The 16,440-nt window shown below is 69.8% G+C and carries 16 protein-coding genes and 1 riboswitch; of the genes, 9 read left to right on the top strand and 7 right to left on the bottom strand.

The window, feature by feature from the left end; all coding sequences use genetic code 11:
• Positions 1 to 84: 84 nt before the first annotated feature.
• Both ACZ7HQ_RS31155 and ACZ7HQ_RS31150 read right to left on the bottom strand, forming a co-directional pair.
• Complete coding sequence (locus ACZ7HQ_RS31155) at positions 85 to 1,128, bottom strand: SLAC1 family transporter (protein WP_470997033.1); 1,044 nt, start codon at positions 1,126 to 1,128, stop codon at positions 85 to 87.
• Positions 1,129 to 1,200: 72 nt separating this feature from the next.
• Positions 1,201 to 2,217 (bottom strand): alcohol dehydrogenase catalytic domain-containing protein, encoded by a 1,017-nt coding sequence (locus tag ACZ7HQ_RS31150; protein ID WP_470997030.1) that lies wholly within the window; start codon positions 2,215 to 2,217, stop codon positions 1,201 to 1,203.
• A gap of 237 nt (positions 2,218 to 2,454) precedes the next feature.
• Between ACZ7HQ_RS31150 and ACZ7HQ_RS31145 the strand changes: the two genes are divergently transcribed.
• Complete coding sequence (locus tag ACZ7HQ_RS31145) at positions 2,455 to 3,027, top strand: TetR/AcrR family transcriptional regulator (protein ID WP_470997027.1); 573 nt, start codon at positions 2,455 to 2,457, stop codon at positions 3,025 to 3,027.
• 117 nt (positions 3,028 to 3,144) lie between these two features.
• On the opposite strand, the gene ACZ7HQ_RS31140 is transcribed toward ACZ7HQ_RS31145, so the two are convergent.
• Positions 3,145 to 5,595: an ATP-binding SpoIIE family protein phosphatase gene (locus ACZ7HQ_RS31140; RefSeq protein WP_470997024.1), complete on the bottom strand. Its 2,451-nt coding sequence runs from the start codon at positions 5,593 to 5,595 to the stop codon at positions 3,145 to 3,147.
• A 97-nt stretch (positions 5,596 to 5,692) separates the two neighbouring features.
• Between ACZ7HQ_RS31140 and ACZ7HQ_RS31135 the strand changes: the two genes are divergently transcribed.
• Positions 5,693 to 6,154 (top strand): hypothetical protein, encoded by a 462-nt coding sequence (locus ACZ7HQ_RS31135; protein ID WP_470997021.1) that lies wholly within the window; start codon positions 5,693 to 5,695, stop codon positions 6,152 to 6,154.
• Between the two features lie 72 nt (positions 6,155 to 6,226).
• Here the strand turns inward: ACZ7HQ_RS31135 and ACZ7HQ_RS31130 are convergent, their stop codons facing one another.
• From ACZ7HQ_RS31130 to ACZ7HQ_RS31115, 4 genes are all read right to left on the bottom strand, one after another.
• A complete protein-coding gene (locus ACZ7HQ_RS31130; protein WP_470997018.1) occupies positions 6,227 to 7,561 on the bottom strand; it encodes a Dyp-type peroxidase in 1,335 nt (444 codons plus the stop codon).
• A gap of 47 nt (positions 7,562 to 7,608) precedes the next feature.
• Positions 7,609 to 8,505, bottom strand: a complete 897-nt coding sequence (locus ACZ7HQ_RS31125) for a tetratricopeptide repeat protein (RefSeq protein ID WP_470997015.1) — start codon at positions 8,503 to 8,505, stop codon at positions 7,609 to 7,611.
• 169 nt (positions 8,506 to 8,674) lie between these two features.
• Positions 8,675 to 9,832, bottom strand: a complete 1,158-nt coding sequence (locus ACZ7HQ_RS31120; protein WP_470997012.1) for a DUF4331 family protein — start codon at positions 9,830 to 9,832, stop codon at positions 8,675 to 8,677.
• 170 nt (positions 9,833 to 10,002) lie between these two features.
• On the bottom strand, positions 10,003 to 10,527 hold the full coding sequence (locus ACZ7HQ_RS31115) for a hypothetical protein (protein WP_470997009.1): 525 nt from the start codon (positions 10,525 to 10,527) through the stop codon (positions 10,003 to 10,005).
• A 409-nt stretch (positions 10,528 to 10,936) separates the two neighbouring features.
• Between ACZ7HQ_RS31115 and ACZ7HQ_RS31110 the strand changes: the two genes are divergently transcribed.
• The 7 genes from ACZ7HQ_RS31110 (at position 10,937) to ACZ7HQ_RS31080 (ending at position 16,031) form a co-directional block, all read left to right on the top strand.
• A complete protein-coding gene (locus ACZ7HQ_RS31110) occupies positions 10,937 to 11,125 on the top strand; it encodes a hypothetical protein (RefSeq protein ID WP_470997007.1) in 189 nt (62 codons plus the stop codon).
• The gene (locus ACZ7HQ_RS31105; protein ID WP_470997581.1) at positions 11,088 to 11,579 is read left to right on the top strand and encodes a hypothetical protein; all 492 of its coding nucleotides are present in this window, start codon (positions 11,088 to 11,090) and stop codon (positions 11,577 to 11,579) included. Before ACZ7HQ_RS31110 ends, ACZ7HQ_RS31105 begins: the two co-directional genes overlap by 38 nt.
• Positions 11,580 to 11,717: 138 nt before the next feature.
• Entirely contained in the window at positions 11,718 to 12,353 is a 636-nt protein-coding gene (locus ACZ7HQ_RS31100; protein WP_470997004.1) for an SMI1/KNR4 family protein, read from the top strand.
• Positions 12,354 to 12,720: 367 nt separating this feature from the next.
• Positions 12,721 to 12,829: riboswitch (SAM riboswitch) on the top strand.
• Positions 12,830 to 12,859: 30 nt separating this feature from the next.
• Positions 12,860 to 13,021 carry a hypothetical protein gene (locus ACZ7HQ_RS31095; RefSeq protein WP_157857919.1) on the top strand — a complete coding sequence of 54 codons (162 nt, stop codon included), beginning with the start codon at positions 12,860 to 12,862 and terminating at the stop codon, positions 13,019 to 13,021.
• A 146-nt stretch (positions 13,022 to 13,167) separates the two neighbouring features.
• Entirely contained in the window at positions 13,168 to 14,148 is a 981-nt protein-coding gene (locus ACZ7HQ_RS31090; RefSeq protein WP_470997001.1) for an amino acid ABC transporter permease, read from the top strand.
• Entirely contained in the window at positions 14,145 to 14,942 is a 798-nt protein-coding gene (locus ACZ7HQ_RS31085; RefSeq protein WP_470996998.1) for an amino acid ABC transporter ATP-binding protein, read from the top strand. Before ACZ7HQ_RS31090 ends, ACZ7HQ_RS31085 begins: the two co-directional genes overlap by 4 nt.
• Positions 14,943 to 15,005: 63 nt before the next feature.
• Positions 15,006 to 16,031: a transporter substrate-binding domain-containing protein gene (locus ACZ7HQ_RS31080; protein ID WP_470996995.1), complete on the top strand. Its 1,026-nt coding sequence runs from the start codon at positions 15,006 to 15,008 to the stop codon at positions 16,029 to 16,031.
• The last annotated feature ends 409 nt before the right edge of the window (positions 16,032 to 16,440 follow it).

The raw sequence follows: 16,440 nt of genomic DNA, 5'->3' as shown, positions 1-16,440 counted from the left end.
TCACCTTCCGGCGAAGCGGGCCGGCCGGCGCTCGATGAATGCGGTGATGCCTTTGGCGTCGTCTCTCCGCCGCCGGAGCGGAGGTCATCCGGCAAGTGCTCGCCGGACCCGGTGGCGCAGGGGGGCCGTGGCCAGCAGGCCCAGTGCCAAGGTCGCACCGGCGAGGAGAATGCCGGTGAGGGCCGGCTCCCCGCGAAGTGCGGACGCATGGATCCAGCGGATGGTGAAGTTGGTGGATGCCGCGACCGGGAAGCTGAAGATCCACAGGCCGGGATGGAACGAGGGCTGGCGCAGTTCGGGGACGAGGAAGGCGACGAGGAGGACGGTGAAGAGCAGGATCCCGGCGAAGCCGTAGCCGACGGCGTCGAAGACACCCTTGTGGGCTGCGATCCAGGCGATTCCGCCGGTCGCCGGTGGGATGGTCAGGACGGTGAGGGCCGGGCGGGCGGGCCCGGGCAGGGGGCCACCGGTGACGAGGCTGCCGAGGATGACGGTGCCGAAGGCGAGCCAGTACAGCAGCCCCACCGCGAAGGCGGCGTCGGCGACGCCGGGCAGTCTGAGCGTGGAGGCGACGGCGCTGGCGACGAAGGGCGCCGAGGAGACGGGCAGCAGATAGCCCGGGTGCAGGGCGGTGCTGCTCAGGGCGCCCGTGAGCCAGTGGGCGAGCAGACGTGCAGCGATGAAGGCGGCCAGGACGAGGAACACCGCGTAGACCCAGCGTGCCCCGGTGAACTCGAACCGGGAGAAGTGTCCTGTGATCAGCATGCCGATGATGGGGACGTACCCAAGGGTGAAGCCGTCGCCGGGATGACGCAGGTCGTGGCGCAGGTTGCGCCATCGGATCCCGCCATGGCGCAGGTACTGGGCCACCAACACCAGCCAGATCAGTCCGCTGAGGATGAACAGCGCGTCGCTGACCTGCAGAGCGGGCGGAAAGGTGGTCACCGCCGCCTGCCAGGCTCCGCCGAGGCCGGCGGTGCCGAGGGAGACGGACAGCAGCCTGATCCGTGCGGCCCGGGTGGCGTGGGGACCGTTGACGTCGGAGACGATCTCGGCGGCTGGACGCGCAGGCCCGCTGCCGCGTGGGGCCGTGCTGGTGTGCTCTGTCGTATCGACCATGTTGGTCATGGGGGAACCTCAAGGGGATTGCCACGGGGCGGGCCGGGACTCGCCTGCCCAGCGGCGTGGGTCGTGGCGGGGTCAGGCGTCCACGTCCAGGACGACGCGGAAGCGGGCCTTGCCCGAGAGCATCCGCTCGTAGGCGTCCATGGCGTGGGTGAAGGGCATGGTCTCGGTGGCGGGCCGGATGCCGTGGGCGAGGCTGAAGGCGAGGTTGTCCTCGTTCTGGATCGACGATCCGGTCAGGCTGCCCACGATGCGGCGGGTGCCGAAGATCAGGTCGGGCGTGGCGACCGTCAGCGGGTCCGGGGCGGCGCCGACCACGACCAGGCTGCCGCCCGGGGCCAGTCCGCGGACCAGGGGGTTCATGGACGTACCGCTGGATGCCGTGGCGACGATGAGCGAGGCGCCGCCCAGGTCGGCCAGCGCCGTGCCGGGGTCGGTGCTCGTGCTGTCGATGTACTCGTGGGCACCCAGTTGCCTGGCGAGTTGCTCCTTCTCCCGGCCGCGGGCGATGGCGGCCACCCGGTGTCCGAGGCTGCGTGCGTACTGCAGAGCCAGGTGACCGAGCCCGCCGATCCCCTGTACGGCGACCAGGGAGCCCGCGCGGGTGGGGGCCTGCTGGAGCGCGGTGAGGGTGGTCAGTCCGGCGCACAGCAGCGGGGCCGCCTCGACGGCGGGCATGCCGTCGGGGATGCGCACCAGTCCGCTCGCGCGGGCGTAGGCCACCTCCGCGTATCCGCCGTCGATGGTGGTGCCGGTCTGTTCCTGGTCCAGGCAGTTGACGAAGTCGCCGCGGCGGCACGGTTCGCACTGCCAGCAGTGCCCGTTCAGGAAGCCGACGCCGACGCGGTCGCCGGGCCGCCAGGCGGTGACGCCCGCGCCCACGGCGTCGATCACGCCGACGATCTCGTGGCCGGGGACGACGGGGCGTGACGGGTCGGGGCGCAGCCCCTCCACGGCCAGCACGTCGGAGTGGCAGACACCGCACGCCTGCACCCTGAGCCGGACGTGTCCGGGCTCCGGGTCGACCAGCTCGCGCTCGACGAGCCGGAGCCGGTGGACACCGGTGGCCTCGAAGGCTTGGTAGGCGGACATGACGTTGCTCCTCGGTGCTGCCTCTGCCGACGCGGGGGAGGGCCGAGGGCGGGCGGGGACCGGCATCCAATATGACCGGTCGCTTTAATATGACCGGTCGCTTTAAATTTAGTCAAGCAGGCCCGAGGAGGCTGAGCCGTGGGTCACGTGGCGTCGGGCGGGTGCCGCGTCTCTGAGGACTTCGGTTTGACCTGCGGTAAGGCGACCGGACATATTGGCCGAGAGGTGGTGGTGAGGATGGCACGCGCGTCCAAGCGCGAGGAGATCGCGCAGGCGGCCCTGGAGCAGTTCCGCACGCGGGGCTTCCATGCCACCGGAATCAGCGACATCACCTCGGCGGCCGGGGCTCCCAAGGGCTCGTTCTACAACCACTTCGCCAGCAAGGAGGAGAGCGCCCTCGAGGCGCTGAGCCGCTACGCCGCCGGGTTGCGGTTCGACCTGCTCGACACGCCCGGACGCCCTGCGCTGGAGCGGCTGCGGGCGCACTTCGAGTTCCTGGGCGCGGACACGGTTGCCAGCGGCTTCGCCCGAGGATGCCTGGTGGGCAACCTGGGCGCGGAGGTGGCGGACCACTCCGAGGAGATCCGCTCCGCCGTCCAGGGCGGCTTCCAGCGGTGGGCCGCGCGCATCCGGCGGGTGCTCACCGAAGCACAGGAAGCGGGTGAGCTGGACGCCTCACTCGACGTCGAGGAGGCCGCGCTGTTCATCCTCAGCGCCTGGGAGGGCACGCTGATCGCGGCCCGGGCCGACAAGTCCCACGCCCCCTTCGACGCCTTCTTCCACATGGTCTTCGGCGTCCTCCTGCGCTGATCGCAGCCGGTCGCTGAAGACTCGCAGCCACCGCCGCCCACGCCATTGTTCCGCGGGCCCGCACGGCAGGTGCGGACGAGCCTGAGCGTCTCAGCGCACCACTCGTCGTGCAGCGGCCTATGGGCGCTGCGGGGGGACAGCTTGCTCGGTCCAGACCGTCTTCGCGTCGTTGGTGTAGCGGATGCCCCAGTTGTGTGCGAGCTGGGCGCAGATGAACAGGCCGCGGCCGCCTTCGTCGACGGACCGTGCGTGGCGCAGCCGCGGGGCAGAGGCGCCGCGGTCCTGGACCTCGCAGGTGAGGGTGCGGTCGTTGATGAGGCGCAGTCGTACGGGTGGGGCGCCGTACCGCAGGGCGTTGGTGACAAGCTCGCTGACGATTTCCTGCGTGTCGTAAGCGGTGTCCTGGTCGATGCCCCAGGCCGCGAGTTGGTGCCGGGTGTGCCGCCGTGCGAGGGCGGGGGCGGTGGGCGCTTCGTCGAGTGGCCAGGTGGCCACGTGGTCGGCGGGGAAGGGGTGGGTGCGGGCGAGAAGCAGGATGGCGTCCCCGGGCATGGCGTCGGTGCGCACCCGGTACAGGACGTCGTCGCACAGGTCCTGGAGGGGCCGGTCGGCGTCGGCGAGCATGCGTCGGAGCGGCTGCGGGTCGCTTGTGCCGTCCTGGCCCTGTACGACGGACAGGAGTGAGGTCGTGTAGAGGGCGAGTACGTCTCCGTCGGCAAGGGTGACGTTGGTGGTGGTGTACGGGGGCCCTCCGCCGCCGCCGAGGGCACCACCGGCGGCCAGCTCGACGACTCGGGTGCCGCAGGCGGGGCCGGCGACGAGGGGCGGGGGGTGTCCGGCGGAGGCGATGGTGCACGTGTGAGTGAACGGGTCGTAGAGCACGCACAGGCACGTCGCGCTGAGGGGCTGCCCGCGCACGGGATCGCCGGGTGGCAGCGCCCTCCGCTCACGTGCGAGACGTGCCATGGCGTCGTCGAGCCGGGCGAGGAGTTCGTCGGGTTCCAGGTCCAGTGCGGCGAGCGACAGCATGGCGGTCCGCAGCTGCCCCATGGTGACGGCGGTGTGGATGCCGTGGCCGGCGACTTCCCCGACCACCAGGGCCGTGCGGGCGCCGGGCAGGGCGCAGGCGTTGGACCAGCCACCCGCCCCCCGGTCGTCGGCCACGTACAGGCCGGCGGTCTCGATCGCGGTCTGCGAAGGAGGTGCCGGGGGCAGCAGATGGCGCTGCAGTGCCGCGGCGATGGTGTGCTCGCGGGTGTAGCGGCGGGCGTTGTCGATGCCCAGGGCGGTGTGCGTGGCCAGTTCCAGAGTGAGGGCGAGTTCCTTCTCGTCGAAGCCGTCGGATCGCCGGCTGCGGTAGAGACTCAGCAGTCCGAGCACCTTTCCGCGCAGCGTCAGTGGTGCGACGAGCAGGGCACGTGCGCCGGATGCGCGAATCGCTGCGGCCCGCGCCGGATCGGCCGCCAGCCAGGGCGTGTCGGGGCCCAGGACGATCGTGCGTGGCTTGAGGTCGGCCAGTGACTGCGCATAAGGGGTCGGGAACGGCATCGCGCGGACGTCTCCCACCGGATGCGCCCGGGACTGCTGATCACCGCCGCTGTTCCCGAAGGCGGCCCGGCGCAGTGGCACATCCCGTCCCAGGGGGCTCAGCGGTGGTTCCTCTCCGCGCACCACCGGCTCCACCACTTCCACCACGGCGATGTCGGCGAACCCGGGGACCAGCGCGTCGACCAACTCCTGGCAGGTGGCCACCACGTCCAGGGTTTGTCCCACCCGCTCCCGGACGGCATACAGGGCCTGGACCGCGCGGCGTGCCTTCTCCTGTCCGGTCATGTCGTGTGCCACGACCACCGCCCCCGGTGCGTCGTGCAGGGGCAGCACCGAGAGGGTGTGCGTGTGCTGGGGCTCGCGGTCCGTCCGCATCACGTGGTCGGTCGTCGGCGTACCCTCCGCCATGGCCCGGCGCAGGATGTGCTCCAGTTCGCCGGGGGATGAAAGGGGCCACGCATCGGCCAGGGGGCGTCCTCGGATCTGCCGTGCGCTCGCGCCGGACAGGGCCTGCGCGGCAGCGTTGGCCGACACGACATGCAACTCCTCGTCCACCACGAACAGAGCCCCTGCCGTGTGGGCGGACAGTGCCTCGAGCACCGCGGTCTCCATGCCGGGCACCATCCCGCTCGCAGGTGGCAGGAAGATCTCCCACGTCACCGAGCCGTCTTCGCGCAGCGCCGGCTGCACGCTCAGGCCACGGAGGGCGGCTCGCGCTGCACCATCGCGCAGGGCGTCATGCCAGCAGCCCTCCGCGGCATCACCGTCTGGGGCGGGGCCAGAGCCGACCAGGTCGGTGGCCGGCCGCCCGACCACCTCGCCCGCCGGGCGCCCCCACAACTCCTCCGCTCGGTGGCTCCACAGCACGACCACGCCTTTGCCGTCCACGATCATCAGGGGCGTCTCACCGGCCACGGCAACCACCTCCGCCTTCCAGCTTGCCCGGCGGTCAGGGGCTGCGCCGCCGCAGACCGGCACCCAGCTGCGGGTCTGCACGAAGGGTGCTACGAGAAGACCCATCGGTGGCCCTTGATGCCGTTCGGCGCCCCCGGCCGGAGGACCGACTTCACGGCCGAGCGCCGAGCGAGTCAGCATCGAAAAGGCCGACGGCCGCGTCGTGGCCGAACGCAGCCAACCGCGGACGTCGTTCACCGGGCACGACCTCAACACCCCGTGGGACCCACTGGACCGCGCCTACTTCAACGGATACGCGCTGTGGACGTATCTCACCTCGCCCTTCCTGCTGGCGATGCCCGGTTTCGCCGTCACCGTGATCGAACCATGGCGGGAAGGGGACGAACTCTGGCGGGGCTTGCGGGCCACCTTCCCGTGCCACATCGCCGGCCACAGCATTCAGCAGGACTTCTACTTCGGCCCCGACCGTCTCCTGCGTCGGCACGACTATCACGTCGACATCGCAGGCGGATTCGCCGCGGCACAGTACGTGTACGACACCGTGGAAGCGGACGGTATCCGCCTGCCCACCAAACGCCGGGCCTACCGAAGCGACGCGGACAACCGCCCGATCCTGGAACGGACCATGGTCTCCATCGACGTCAGCAACGCTCGGTTCTCCTGACATCGGGCCTGTACGTGGCGCGTGCTGGGCGGGACTGGTGGCTGCGCGCCTTGTACCGTCTCAACGGCGGGCTCAGCCACCAAGGTCGGCCAGCCAACGCAGCGCGCTGAGACTCGGCAGGAACAAGTACTCGCCGCCACGGGTGATGACGAAGCGCTCGACGCCGTGCAGGCGACGCCGGACGGGGCGCTGGGGGATCGTGAAGACGCCCGTGCCGTCGTTGTCGCCCGTGAGCAGGTCCTTCTCCACATCGAGGCCGGTGAAGTTGCCGTCGTTGAACCACTGTGACTTCACGAACTCGAACTGGCGGTCGAGGTGCGCGTTGACGGCGATGAACACGATGCCGCGGTCGGCGCCGTCGTCGTCCAGGGTGCCGGCCGGCAGCGGCGGCCCGTAGCTGGTGCTCCGCCGGATCAGGCGGTGGAGGTCGACGTCACCGATGATCTCCGAGTCACGCGGATTGGCACGCCTGGCGTGGGCGCCACGGGGGCAGACCGCGCCATGCGGATCGGACGCGTAGGCGAAGTCGTTGTTGCGCTGCTCGTCCGACCCCAGGTCCGGGTCGTCGTGCTCGGGCGCCAGGATCAACGGGGCACCGCTCGGCCAGCGGCCCACGATCTTCGCGGCGAGCAGCGACTCCTCTTCCGGGCTGCCGGCGCTGTCGTGGAGATAGCGACGGAAGGCGGCGACGCGTGTGTGCAGCTTCCGCCAGACCACGAACGTGCCGTTACGGCCCAGCACGTCCGGTTCCGGCATCGGGGGCAGGTTCCCCGTCTCGTCGGGATAGCCCAGCACGAACTCGCCGGCCTTGAGCGTGGGACCGCCACCGGGTGGACTGTCCGCGCCGCTGCCTTCCACCGCTGGGTTGCTGATGCCGTCCTTGTAGCCGAAGCTGGTGCGCCCCGAGGCCAGTTGGTACAGGTCCTGCCGGTACACCACGTGAAGACCGGGAAGCTGCGCGCGCGCCTGGCGGGCCCGTTCGAGAACGACTGCCAGCGACTCCTGGTCGGCGGCGACGAGGGACAGGAGGACGTGCACCTGGCCGGTGCCGAAGGGCGGCTCCCAGTGTGCGGGCGCGCTCTCGCCGGTGTCGCCCAGGAACTCGGCCCGCGCCGCCATGCCCTGCCGGAACTCCTCGGGGAAGCTGTTCAGGGAGGTCTGTGGCACCCGGAGCGCTTCGAGCCCCCGGTACGTCACCGCGACGTTGAGGAGCGCCGGGAGCGGGGGCTGCCACCAGTTGGCAGCGGAGTCGACCAGTCCGGCCAGGCGCCCCATCAGCTCACGGCCGGCGCCGGGGTCGTCCACACGCAGCAGGATGTAGGTGCCGACGTACGGTGACGGCCGGGTGCGCAGCACGATGCCCTGGATCTCGTCCAGCTGCAGGGCCGGGCCTTTGACCGTCGTCATGTCGTCCCCTCAGTCAGACTTCGGCCGATTTGTATCAATTTTCTGATCTATCGGTGCTGTCCGACACGGCAGGTCGCGCGATACACGAGCGCTCGGGCGCGTGGGGTCGGCCGAAGGGCGAGGTTCTGCCGGGCAAGGTCAAGGGCCCGCTGAGGGTCGGCGCCGACCGTCAGCCAGAACTCCGCCGCGTGATCGGCGTACGCCTCAGGGTGGCGCGCCATCAAGTTCTCGTAGCGAGCAGCGGCGTGGGCGCGCCGGAACTCTGCCTCGGCCCCCGGCTCCCGCGTGCCCAGGATGCGGGCGAGCTGGGCCTCGTAGTGCGGATCGTCGCTCGCCGGCGCAAGTCGGCGCAGGCGTCGGATCGCCACGGCGGCCCTGCCTTCGGCGGCATCGATCTCGGCGAGGTGGCCCTGCGCCGGCACGTAGGCCGGCAGCCGGCGAACCGCCGACTCCAGCCAGACGTGCGCGCGTGCGAGGTCGCCCATGGACAGCCATGCCTGCCCGCACTGGAATTCGAGTACCGCGAGCGGGAAGGGACTCACCCCGCGGTAGCCGCGTCTCGCCGCCAGGAACCACCTCTCGGCCTCGGCCACCTCGCCGCGCTCGGCATGGCAGCGACCCAGGGCGGCCAGGGCGTGGAAGTCGTGCCGTCGCAGCAGCGCGTTCTGATGCAGGGCGAGCGCCTCGTCGTACCGCCCGACCGCCTGATGGATGGCGGCCCGCTCCTCGTCCAGGGTTCGCCGATCGAGTCCCAGCTCGGCCGCCGCGTCGAGATCGGCCAGTGCTGCCGGGAACCGATGAAAGAGGGCGGCCAGCCTGGCGCGGGCCACATGAGACTGCGGATCGTGCGGCGCCTGGTCGACGAACGCCTCGGCCAGTGACGCGGCGCGCTCGGCCTCGTCGATACGGCCCAGCACGTGCCCGCGCAGAGCGGTCAGCTCCACCAGCTCGCCCCACCCTCCACCGGTCAGGCTTCCCCGTCTCGCCTGGCCGGTGAGGCCCTCGATGCGTGCGTCTAGGTTGCCCCCGCGATCACACCGGCCGTCGTCGCCGGACCGTCGGCAAGATCGAGTCGCATCCCGTTGCTCACACAGCCGGCCGCGGAGCTGCCCCTCATCGGCTTGCCGCGGGCGTGGGAACGGACACGGGCACAGGCGGGTCGGGGTTGGGCGGTGCCAGGTACGGGAACTCCCGGGAGGCCGGCGCGGTCGCCCGGTCGACGCCGTCGCTGACCCGCGGGCCGTGGAAGGCGTTGACGATCAGCGTGTACAGCGTGTCGATGACGTCGTCGTTGAGCGTGCGGCCGCCGCAGGTCGTGTGCGCCCGCCTCTCCAGCAGGGCGCGCTCGATCTCGAAGTAGCTGTCCTCGGCGTACGGCTTGGCCACGTCCACGACCAGGAAGTCGGCGAGCAGCAGGTCGGTGAGCGGATGCGCCCCGTCCTGGTCCGTCTGCCAGTCGAGCTTGCCGTCCAGACCGTCGAAGAAGGCCAGGTTGGCGTTCAGCCGCGAGCGGTAGGCACCCAGGTAGTGCGACCCCAGCTGGAATGGATCTTCTTCGTTGTAGAGATCGCGCAGATCCACGATCCTGTTCGCGGTGTCGACCCCGTTCTCCGACATCAGGACGTTCTTCACCTCCGGGCGGCCGAGCCGTTCGAGGCGCAGGGGATAGGGGCCGGCCGTGACGGTTTCCGCGGCAACGGCGAACATGGTGCCCGAGGCCGGCCCGAGCAGCCTTGCCACATCGAACTCGACGACGACGGTCAGGACATCGACACCTTCCAGCGAGTTGGTGCCCATCGGGAGGAAGGCGAGCCGCCGCTGCGCCCGTGTCTCCACCTCCTTGCCGACATCCATGAAGAAGGGATCCAGCCGCAACCCCGCGTAGACGCGCACGCCATGGTCCTCGCCGCCGCGCTCGTCGTTCACCTGGAACGCGACCGCCTCCCCGCCCGGGAGCACGCAGGTTCCCCGCTGCGTCACCTCCCCGTCGGTGTCCGACTCAACCGGGCCGGAGAACGTGCAGGTGAACGCATACTCATCGGCGCCCAGCTCGAAGAGTGCACCGGAATGATCCGCCCCAATGGCTGCGGGACGGACCCGGAACCGGTAGCTGGCGGCGTCGGAGAACAGGGCCCCGGGTCGCGCATTGGGAAAGACATCCATGACGAGGACGAGTCGTCCCGTCCGGGAGGGGCTGGGAAAGGCGTAGAGGTCGGCGAGGTCGATGGCTGGGTCGACCTCGGCGCGGGTACCGGAGAGGTGGTCGGACATGGCGGTGCGACCTTCGCTGAAGGGCCGGGTCCGGCGATCACGCGCCGGTGCCGGGCCGCCTGGATGATGTTCCAGGTGCCACGGCCACGGCACCTGGGAAAACAACTCCTGGGGAGGGGCTTCCGACGGACGGCCCGCCGAGGGGGCCTCGACCGACGGGGGCCATGCCGTCAGTCGGCCGCCGCATCCAGCAACGTGTTGAACGCCTGTGTGACCTTCTGTGCCTTGGCGGTGTCCTGGACCGTCATGGTCGGATTGGAGGCGTACCACATGTCGGCCTCCACGATCTTCGTCGCAAGCCAGTCGACGATGTGCGGATCGGCCGCCCCGGGATAACCCTCCGCGACACCTTCGAACATCTCGTCGAACCATGGCGCGGCGTTGGCGAAGATGTCCGCCATGTACGGCTTGAAGTCACCGTCATAGGTGACCGCGCCGATGACCTGCGTGTCGTTGTTGATGAACGTGACGCGGAAGTCGTGGACAGTACCGACGAGCTTTTCGTAGCGAAAGGCATCGTCCTGGATCTTGGCGGCGTTCTGGCGGAACCTCTCCGCCCCGCCCGGCTTGGCATCGAAGAGAACGGTTATTTCCGCGACCTCCCCGACCCGCTTGCCGTAACCGTCGGGCTGCCTGGCCACTGTCGGAGTCGCGTCCGCCGGAGTCGCCGACGTCTCGGACCTTTGCGTCGTCATGACTCCCTCTCCCTTTGATCTTCTCCCGGCCGGTCTGCGGGCTCCTTCTCCGCTCCGAGGTTGTTCGAATTCTTCCCACTGCCAGCTTTGTCGCCCCGCGGGGCGTCGGCAAGACGATCACGACAGCATGGGTCGCAGGCTCAGGAAGGGTCCTCCGCAACCGGCTTTGAGCCGGAGTCGAGTCGACGGCGGCCGTCGAGGGAGCGGGCCGTGGTGTGCGGCCGGTGCAGGTGGTGGGCGCCGTAGCGGTCGATGTCCAGGAGCGCGGCGTCGTCCCCGGGCTCGTGGCCGATGTGGTTCAGCAGGGCGCGATGGATGTGGCGGACCAGGGCTTCGGGTCAGGACGGGGGCGCGGAGGCGGCCCGCTCGGGCGAGGGGGTGGAAGGCTCCTTCGGGCGAGCGGGCTTCGATGACGCCACTCACCCGGATCGTGCTCGGTGTCGGCGACGTCTTCCAGGCTTCTGCAGCCGCTCACCTCCAGGCCCGCGGCGAGTTCGGGCAGGGTGCCATAGCGGTGCGCGCCCTCGCGGAACGCGCCCAGCACCATGGATGCCTCGCGGATGGCGGCCAGTCCCTTGCCGCGGACGTTCGCCGATGATCACGCGGGTGCTGCGGTCGGGGCGGGCGATCGCGAACAGGTCGCCGCCACCTGCGCGGGTCTCGTCCTCGGCCGCCAGGTACAGCCGGGCCACCCGCAGCGGCCCGATCCGGCGGCGTGGTGGCCGCAGCAGTACGAGCTGGCCGCCTCGGCCACCGACCGTGCCCGGTTCAGCTCCCGGCTGCGCCGCTCGCGTACGTGGCAGACGAGGACGACCAAGGCGGACAGCAGCGCCAGGGCAGTGATCTGCGAGAGGTGGTTGGGTGTGGCCGGTCCGCCGTGGAACACGGCGATGAGCACCTGGGCGGCCACAGCCGGTGCTCCGACGAGGTCGGTCAGTCGCGGCCCGGCCAGGGACGCGGTCAGGGCCGGCGCGATCACGAGCAAGGGGGCCCAGGGGGACGTCTTCACGACTACCGAGTCCGCCGCCATCCCGGCCGGCACCGCCACATGACCCTGGCCATGGCCGCCCACACCTGCCTGACCGTGGCGCGAGCCCGCGAGCTGCATGCCGGGAAGGCATAAACGGATCCTCCCAGCTCATCCACCTCAGCCTCGCTGAAAATGGATTGGCAGTCGTTAGGGTCGTCGCATGACTGATTCACTCGATGACGTACTGGGCCACCTCGATGCGTGGCTGGGGGCTAACGTGCCAGCGGATTATGCTGCGTTGAATCCTCCGGCTACGCAGTATGATATCGACGCCCTTACTGACCGACGGTTCGATCTGCATCCCGATCTCGTGACGTGGTTGCGGCGTCATGACGGATCGTCCGCCACCAGCCATGCGGGCCCAGGAGTCATCCTTCCCGGGGGTTTCATCTTGCTCACCTCGGCTGGAATGCGTGACGGTCAGCGGTGGATGGAGGAAGGCATCGCTGAGTGGATCGATGCGAACGAGTCGGAAGACCCTGACCTACGTGACATTTACGACGGTGTGTATGGGTACTCGTTCCACGTACGGTGGGTTCCGATCGCCTCTGATCTCACGGGCGGGAAGCTCATCGTTGATCACCGTGCCGGAGACGGGTTCGGGAACGTGCTATACGGCCTGCAGACCGGTGACACGGACGCGCCGGTGAAGGTTTGGGACAGTCTTCATCAGATGTTCCAGCGGCTTCTGGGAGCTCTCACGGAGGAAGCTCCCATGCGCCTTGCCGACTATGCCGAGCCGCAGACGCCAATCGTGAGCGGCGCAGGTCACGATGCACACGTGATGTGGGCATGAATGGTTTCTCTGTTCTTGTTCGGACGCGGTTTCGATGGTGCCGTGGGGGTCTTTCTTGGTCCAGTGGGCGAGAGTGGTGAAGGCAAGGCACCCTTCCGGCACTGGTCGTTGTCGATGAAGTCGACGCCGGGGGCGTTGTAGTCGGGGTCGGGGAGTTCGAGACCGGTCATCCGGCCGCCGGGCACGTCGAGTTGCCGGGCACGAAGGCGACCGCTCCCACCACCGCACCCGCTGCCAGGGCGTGGAGACCGCCGGAACGGCCGTCCGCATCCTGGACCGGACGGCCCACGCCGCCCGCCCAGCTGTTCCACCTGCTGGACCGGCGTTGACATACGTCCGTGGAGTTGTGTTAATTACCGCCCAGAACGGTCATGAGCGTCAGCGACAAGCCCTGGCTTGCTGACCGGCAACCCTCCCACCGCGGTGGGGTGCCCCAGGTGACGACCCGACCGATGATGTTTCGGTAAGCGCGAGGCCCCTGGGGCCGGAACGGTGACGGTGACGCCATGTACGCAGCCCCCCGGACGGCGACGCGCCGCCCCCAGGGCTGCGCACAGCCGTACGCGAGTCTGCTGACCCTGCTCGTCGCCGATCGTGCCGTCGATCTGCTCCGCGTGAGCAGCGCACTGTGTACCGCACCGGGCGGCCGCGCCCGCTGTCGAGGCTGACACCTCCCCGCAGCCCCCGCACCTCCTGACGCACACCGCGCCCCTCGCGGTGTGCCGTTGCCCTCCCGTCCCCGGTACCTCGCCGTCGTGTGCGCCGCCGCATGCCGCCGTGCTTCCGGGGCGTTCCCACCCAGCCGGAGCCCACCATGAGTGAACCCCCTGGTGCCACCGTCACCCTCGCCGAGGCGCCGACCACCGACGAGCCGTCAAAGCTCCTGACCGCCCAGCGGGTTCTTCCGCTGCGGCGGCCAGGCCGCTGGATCGTCACCGCGGTCGTGCTGGTCCTCGTAGCCCAGTTCGTGCACGGACTGGTCACCAACCCCTTCTACCAGTGGGACCGCTGGAGCTACTGGTTCCTGCGCCCCACCATCCTCGACGGCCTGCTGATCACCCTCGAAGTCACCGCCTACAGCGCGGTGCTGGGCCTTGCCGGCGGCATCGTGCTCGCACTGGGCCGGCTCTCGAAGAGCCCGGTGCTGCGCGCGGTCAGCTGGACCTACGTCTGGGCGCTGCGCTCCATCCCGCTCATCGTGGTGCTGATCTTCCTCTACAACTTCAGCGCCCTGTACAAGACGTTGAGCATCGGCATCCCCTTCGGCCCGGCCTTCTTCTCCTTCGACGAGTCGAGACTCGCCACCGACATGGTCGTCGCCGTCGTCGGCCTCAGCCTCAACGAGGCCGCCTACGCGGCCGAGGTGGTACGCGGCGGCATCCTCTCGGTCGACCAGGGCCAGCACGAGGCGGCCGCGGCGCTCGGCCTGCCGAAGGGCTACCAGTTCCGCAGGATCGTCTTCCCGCAGGCACTGCGCTCGATCGTCCCGAACTACGTCAACCAGCTCATCGGCCTGATCAAGGGCACCTCGCTGGTCTTCTACGTCTCCCTGCTCGACCTGTTCGGCTCCGCGCAGACCATGGGCTCCACCTACCCCGGCGACATCGTGCCGCTGCTGCTGGTCGTCACCGTCTGGTACCTGGTCCTGACCAGCGTCGTCTCCGTCATCCAGTTCTACGTCGAGCGGCACTACGCCCGCGGTGCCACCCGCAGCCTGCCGCCGACGCCGCTGCAGAAGCTCCGCACCGGTCTCACCGACCTGCGGGCCCGTATCCGCCGGGAGGCCGCTGTATGACCGCCAAGACGCGCGAATCCCTGGCGGACGTCGAGGCCGCCACCGTCGAGGTCCACGACGTGCACAAGTGGTACGGCACCCACCGGGTGCTGGACGGCGTCGACCTGACCGTGCGCCCCGGCGAGGTCACCGTCATCCTGGGCCCCTCCGGCTCCGGCAAGTCCACCCTGCTGCGGATCATCAACCACCTGGAGAAGCCGGAGATCGGCTACGTCAGTGTCAACGGCGAGCTGATCGGCGTGAAGCGGCACGGCGAACGGCTCAAGGAACTCAGTGAGCGGGCCATCCTCACCCAGCGCGGCCGGATCGGTTTCGTCTTCCAGAACTTCAACCTCTTCCCGCACCTGACCGTGCTGGACAACGTGGCCGCGGCACCCGTCGCCACCGGCCGGCTCGGCAAGTCCGAGGCACAGGAACTCGCCCGCGAACTCCTCGGCCGCGTCGGCCTCGCCGACAGGACCGGCGCCTACCCCCGCCAGCTCTCCGGCGGACAGCAGCAGCGTGTCGCCATCGCCCGCGCCCTCGCACTGCGCCCCGGCGTCATCCTCTTCGACGAGCCCACCTCCGCCCTCGACCCCGAACTGGTGGGTGAAGTCCTCGCTGTCATCAAGGACCTGGCGACCAGCGGCACCACGCTCCTCATCGTCACCCACGAGATCGGCTTCGCCCGCGAGATCGCCGACCGGGTCGTCTTCATCGACGGCGGCAGGATCGTCGAGCAGGGGCCGCCCTCCGAGGTCCTCGACAAACCGCGGCACGAGCGGACCCGGGACTTCCTCAGCAAGGTCCTCTGACCCGCCGCATCCCCAAGACCTCCCCCACACCACCCTCACCACCTCCAGCGACAAGGAACGTCCATGCGCACCCACTTCACCCGACGCAGCCTGATACGCGGCATCACCGCGGCGACCGCCGTCGCCTCCCTCGCCACCGGGCTCGCCGCCTGCGGTGGCAACAGCGACGCGGCCACCTCCACCGACGCCGCCAAGGCCGGCGAGGTCGTCATCGGACGGGTCTCCAACGGCGCCGCCACCCAGACCACCATCAAGGTCTCCGAGGTCAAGGCGATCAGCGCCGAACTGCCCGCCGACGTCAAGAAGAGCGGCAAGCTGGAGATCGGCATCGGCGCCCTGCCCGCCGGGTTCCCGCCGCTGGCGTACGTCGGCAACGACCAGAAGACCCTCACCGGCTCCGAGCCCGACCTCGGCCGTCTGGTCGCCGCGGTGTTCGGGCTCAAGGCCGAGGTCAGGAACTCCACCTGGGAGAACCTCTTCGTCGGCATCGACAGCGGCAAGGCCGACGTGGCCTTCTCGAACGTCACCGACACCGAGGAGCGCAAGAAGAAGTACGAGTTCGCCTCCTACCGGAAGGACAACCTCGCCTTCATCGTGCCGAAGAAGAGCACCTGGAACTTCGACGGCAACTACGAGAACCTCGCCGGCAAGACGATCGCCGTCGGCTCCGGCACCAACCAGGAGAAGATCCTCCTGGAGTGGAAGGACAAGCTGGCCAAGGAGGGCAAGAAGCTCACCGTCAAGTACTTCCAGGACAGCACCAGCACCTACCTGGCCCTGAACAGCGGCAAGGTCGACGCCTCCTTCGGCCCCAACCCCGGTTTCGCCTACCACAACCGTCAGGTGGCCAACACGCCCAACGCCACCCGCACTGCGGGCACCTACTCCGGCGCGGGCGCGAGCCTGCAGGGCCTGATCGCGGCAACGGCGAAGAAGGACAGCGGACTCGCCAAGCCGCTCGCCGACGCCATCAACTACCTGATCAAGCACGGTCAGTACGCCGAGTGGCTCAAGGCGCACAACCTCTCCAACGAGGCCGTCGCCAAGTCCGAGGTCAACCCGCCGGGCCTGCCGCTCGACAACTCCTGACCACCACGCGCCGGGGACTCCACCGTCGCCCCGCGGTGGAGTCCCCGCGCGCTGGACACCCCGAGCCGCACCCCGGAGACCGCCACACCATGTCCGTCACCACCCTCGACACCACCTCCTCGCACATCCTGGACAACCCCGCCTGGGCCGCGCTCACCGGCCCCCACGCCCTCCCTCATAGCCTTAAGGGCATGGGCGGTACCCCCATCGCCGAACGCATCGGCCACGCCGCTCGCTCTCACCAGGGCGTGGCTCCCTTCCCCGCCGTCTCCGACGAGGACGACCCGCGCGCCGGGGGGGGACCCCCCCCCCCCCCCCCCCCCCGCCGCCCCCCCCCCGCTCGCGGGGCGAGCAAAAACCCGCAAGGATGCGAGGGCGAACACAACACAACACACGGCCCAACCATCGC

The organism is Streptomyces sp. NPDC037290 (assembly GCF_055603245.1).
This window is presented reverse-complemented; position numbering and strand designations above follow the sequence as displayed.

What these genes read in the sequence shown, in the direction of transcription:
- ACZ7HQ_RS31155 (WP_470997033.1), bottom strand. Translation starts at nt 1,128, where the DNA reads ATGACCAACATGGTCGATACGACAGAGCACACCAGCACGGCCCCACGC.
- ACZ7HQ_RS31150 (WP_470997030.1), bottom strand. Translation starts at nt 2,217, where the DNA reads ATGTCCGCCTACCAAGCCTTCGAGGCCACCGGTGTCCACCGGCTCCGG.
- ACZ7HQ_RS31145 (WP_470997027.1), top strand. Translation starts at nt 2,455, where the DNA reads ATGGCACGCGCGTCCAAGCGCGAGGAGATCGCGCAGGCGGCCCTGGAG.
- ACZ7HQ_RS31140 (WP_470997024.1), bottom strand. Translation starts at nt 5,595, where the DNA reads ATGGGTCTTCTCGTAGCACCCTTCGTGCAGACCCGCAGCTGGGTGCCG.
- ACZ7HQ_RS31130 (WP_470997018.1), bottom strand. Translation starts at nt 7,561, where the DNA reads ATGACGACGGTCAAAGGCCCGGCCCTGCAGCTGGACGAGATCCAGGGC.
- ACZ7HQ_RS31120 (WP_470997012.1), bottom strand. Translation starts at nt 9,832, where the DNA reads ATGTCCGACCACCTCTCCGGTACCCGCGCCGAGGTCGACCCAGCCATC.
- ACZ7HQ_RS31115 (WP_470997009.1), bottom strand. Translation starts at nt 10,527, where the DNA reads ATGACGACGCAAAGGTCCGAGACGTCGGCGACTCCGGCGGACGCGACT.
- ACZ7HQ_RS31110 (WP_470997007.1), top strand. Translation starts at nt 10,937, where the DNA reads ATGACGCCACTCACCCGGATCGTGCTCGGTGTCGGCGACGTCTTCCAG.
- ACZ7HQ_RS31105 (WP_470997581.1), top strand. Translation starts at nt 11,088, where the DNA reads ATGGCGGCCAGTCCCTTGCCGCGGACGTTCGCCGATGATCACGCGGGT.
- ACZ7HQ_RS31100 (WP_470997004.1), top strand. Translation starts at nt 11,718, where the DNA reads ATGACTGATTCACTCGATGACGTACTGGGCCACCTCGATGCGTGGCTG.
- ACZ7HQ_RS31095 (WP_157857919.1), top strand. Translation starts at nt 12,860, where the DNA reads ATGTACGCAGCCCCCCGGACGGCGACGCGCCGCCCCCAGGGCTGCGCA.
- ACZ7HQ_RS31090 (WP_470997001.1), top strand. Translation starts at nt 13,168, where the DNA reads ATGAGTGAACCCCCTGGTGCCACCGTCACCCTCGCCGAGGCGCCGACC.
- ACZ7HQ_RS31085 (WP_470996998.1), top strand. Translation starts at nt 14,145, where the DNA reads ATGACCGCCAAGACGCGCGAATCCCTGGCGGACGTCGAGGCCGCCACC.
- ACZ7HQ_RS31080 (WP_470996995.1), top strand. Translation starts at nt 15,006, where the DNA reads ATGCGCACCCACTTCACCCGACGCAGCCTGATACGCGGCATCACCGCG.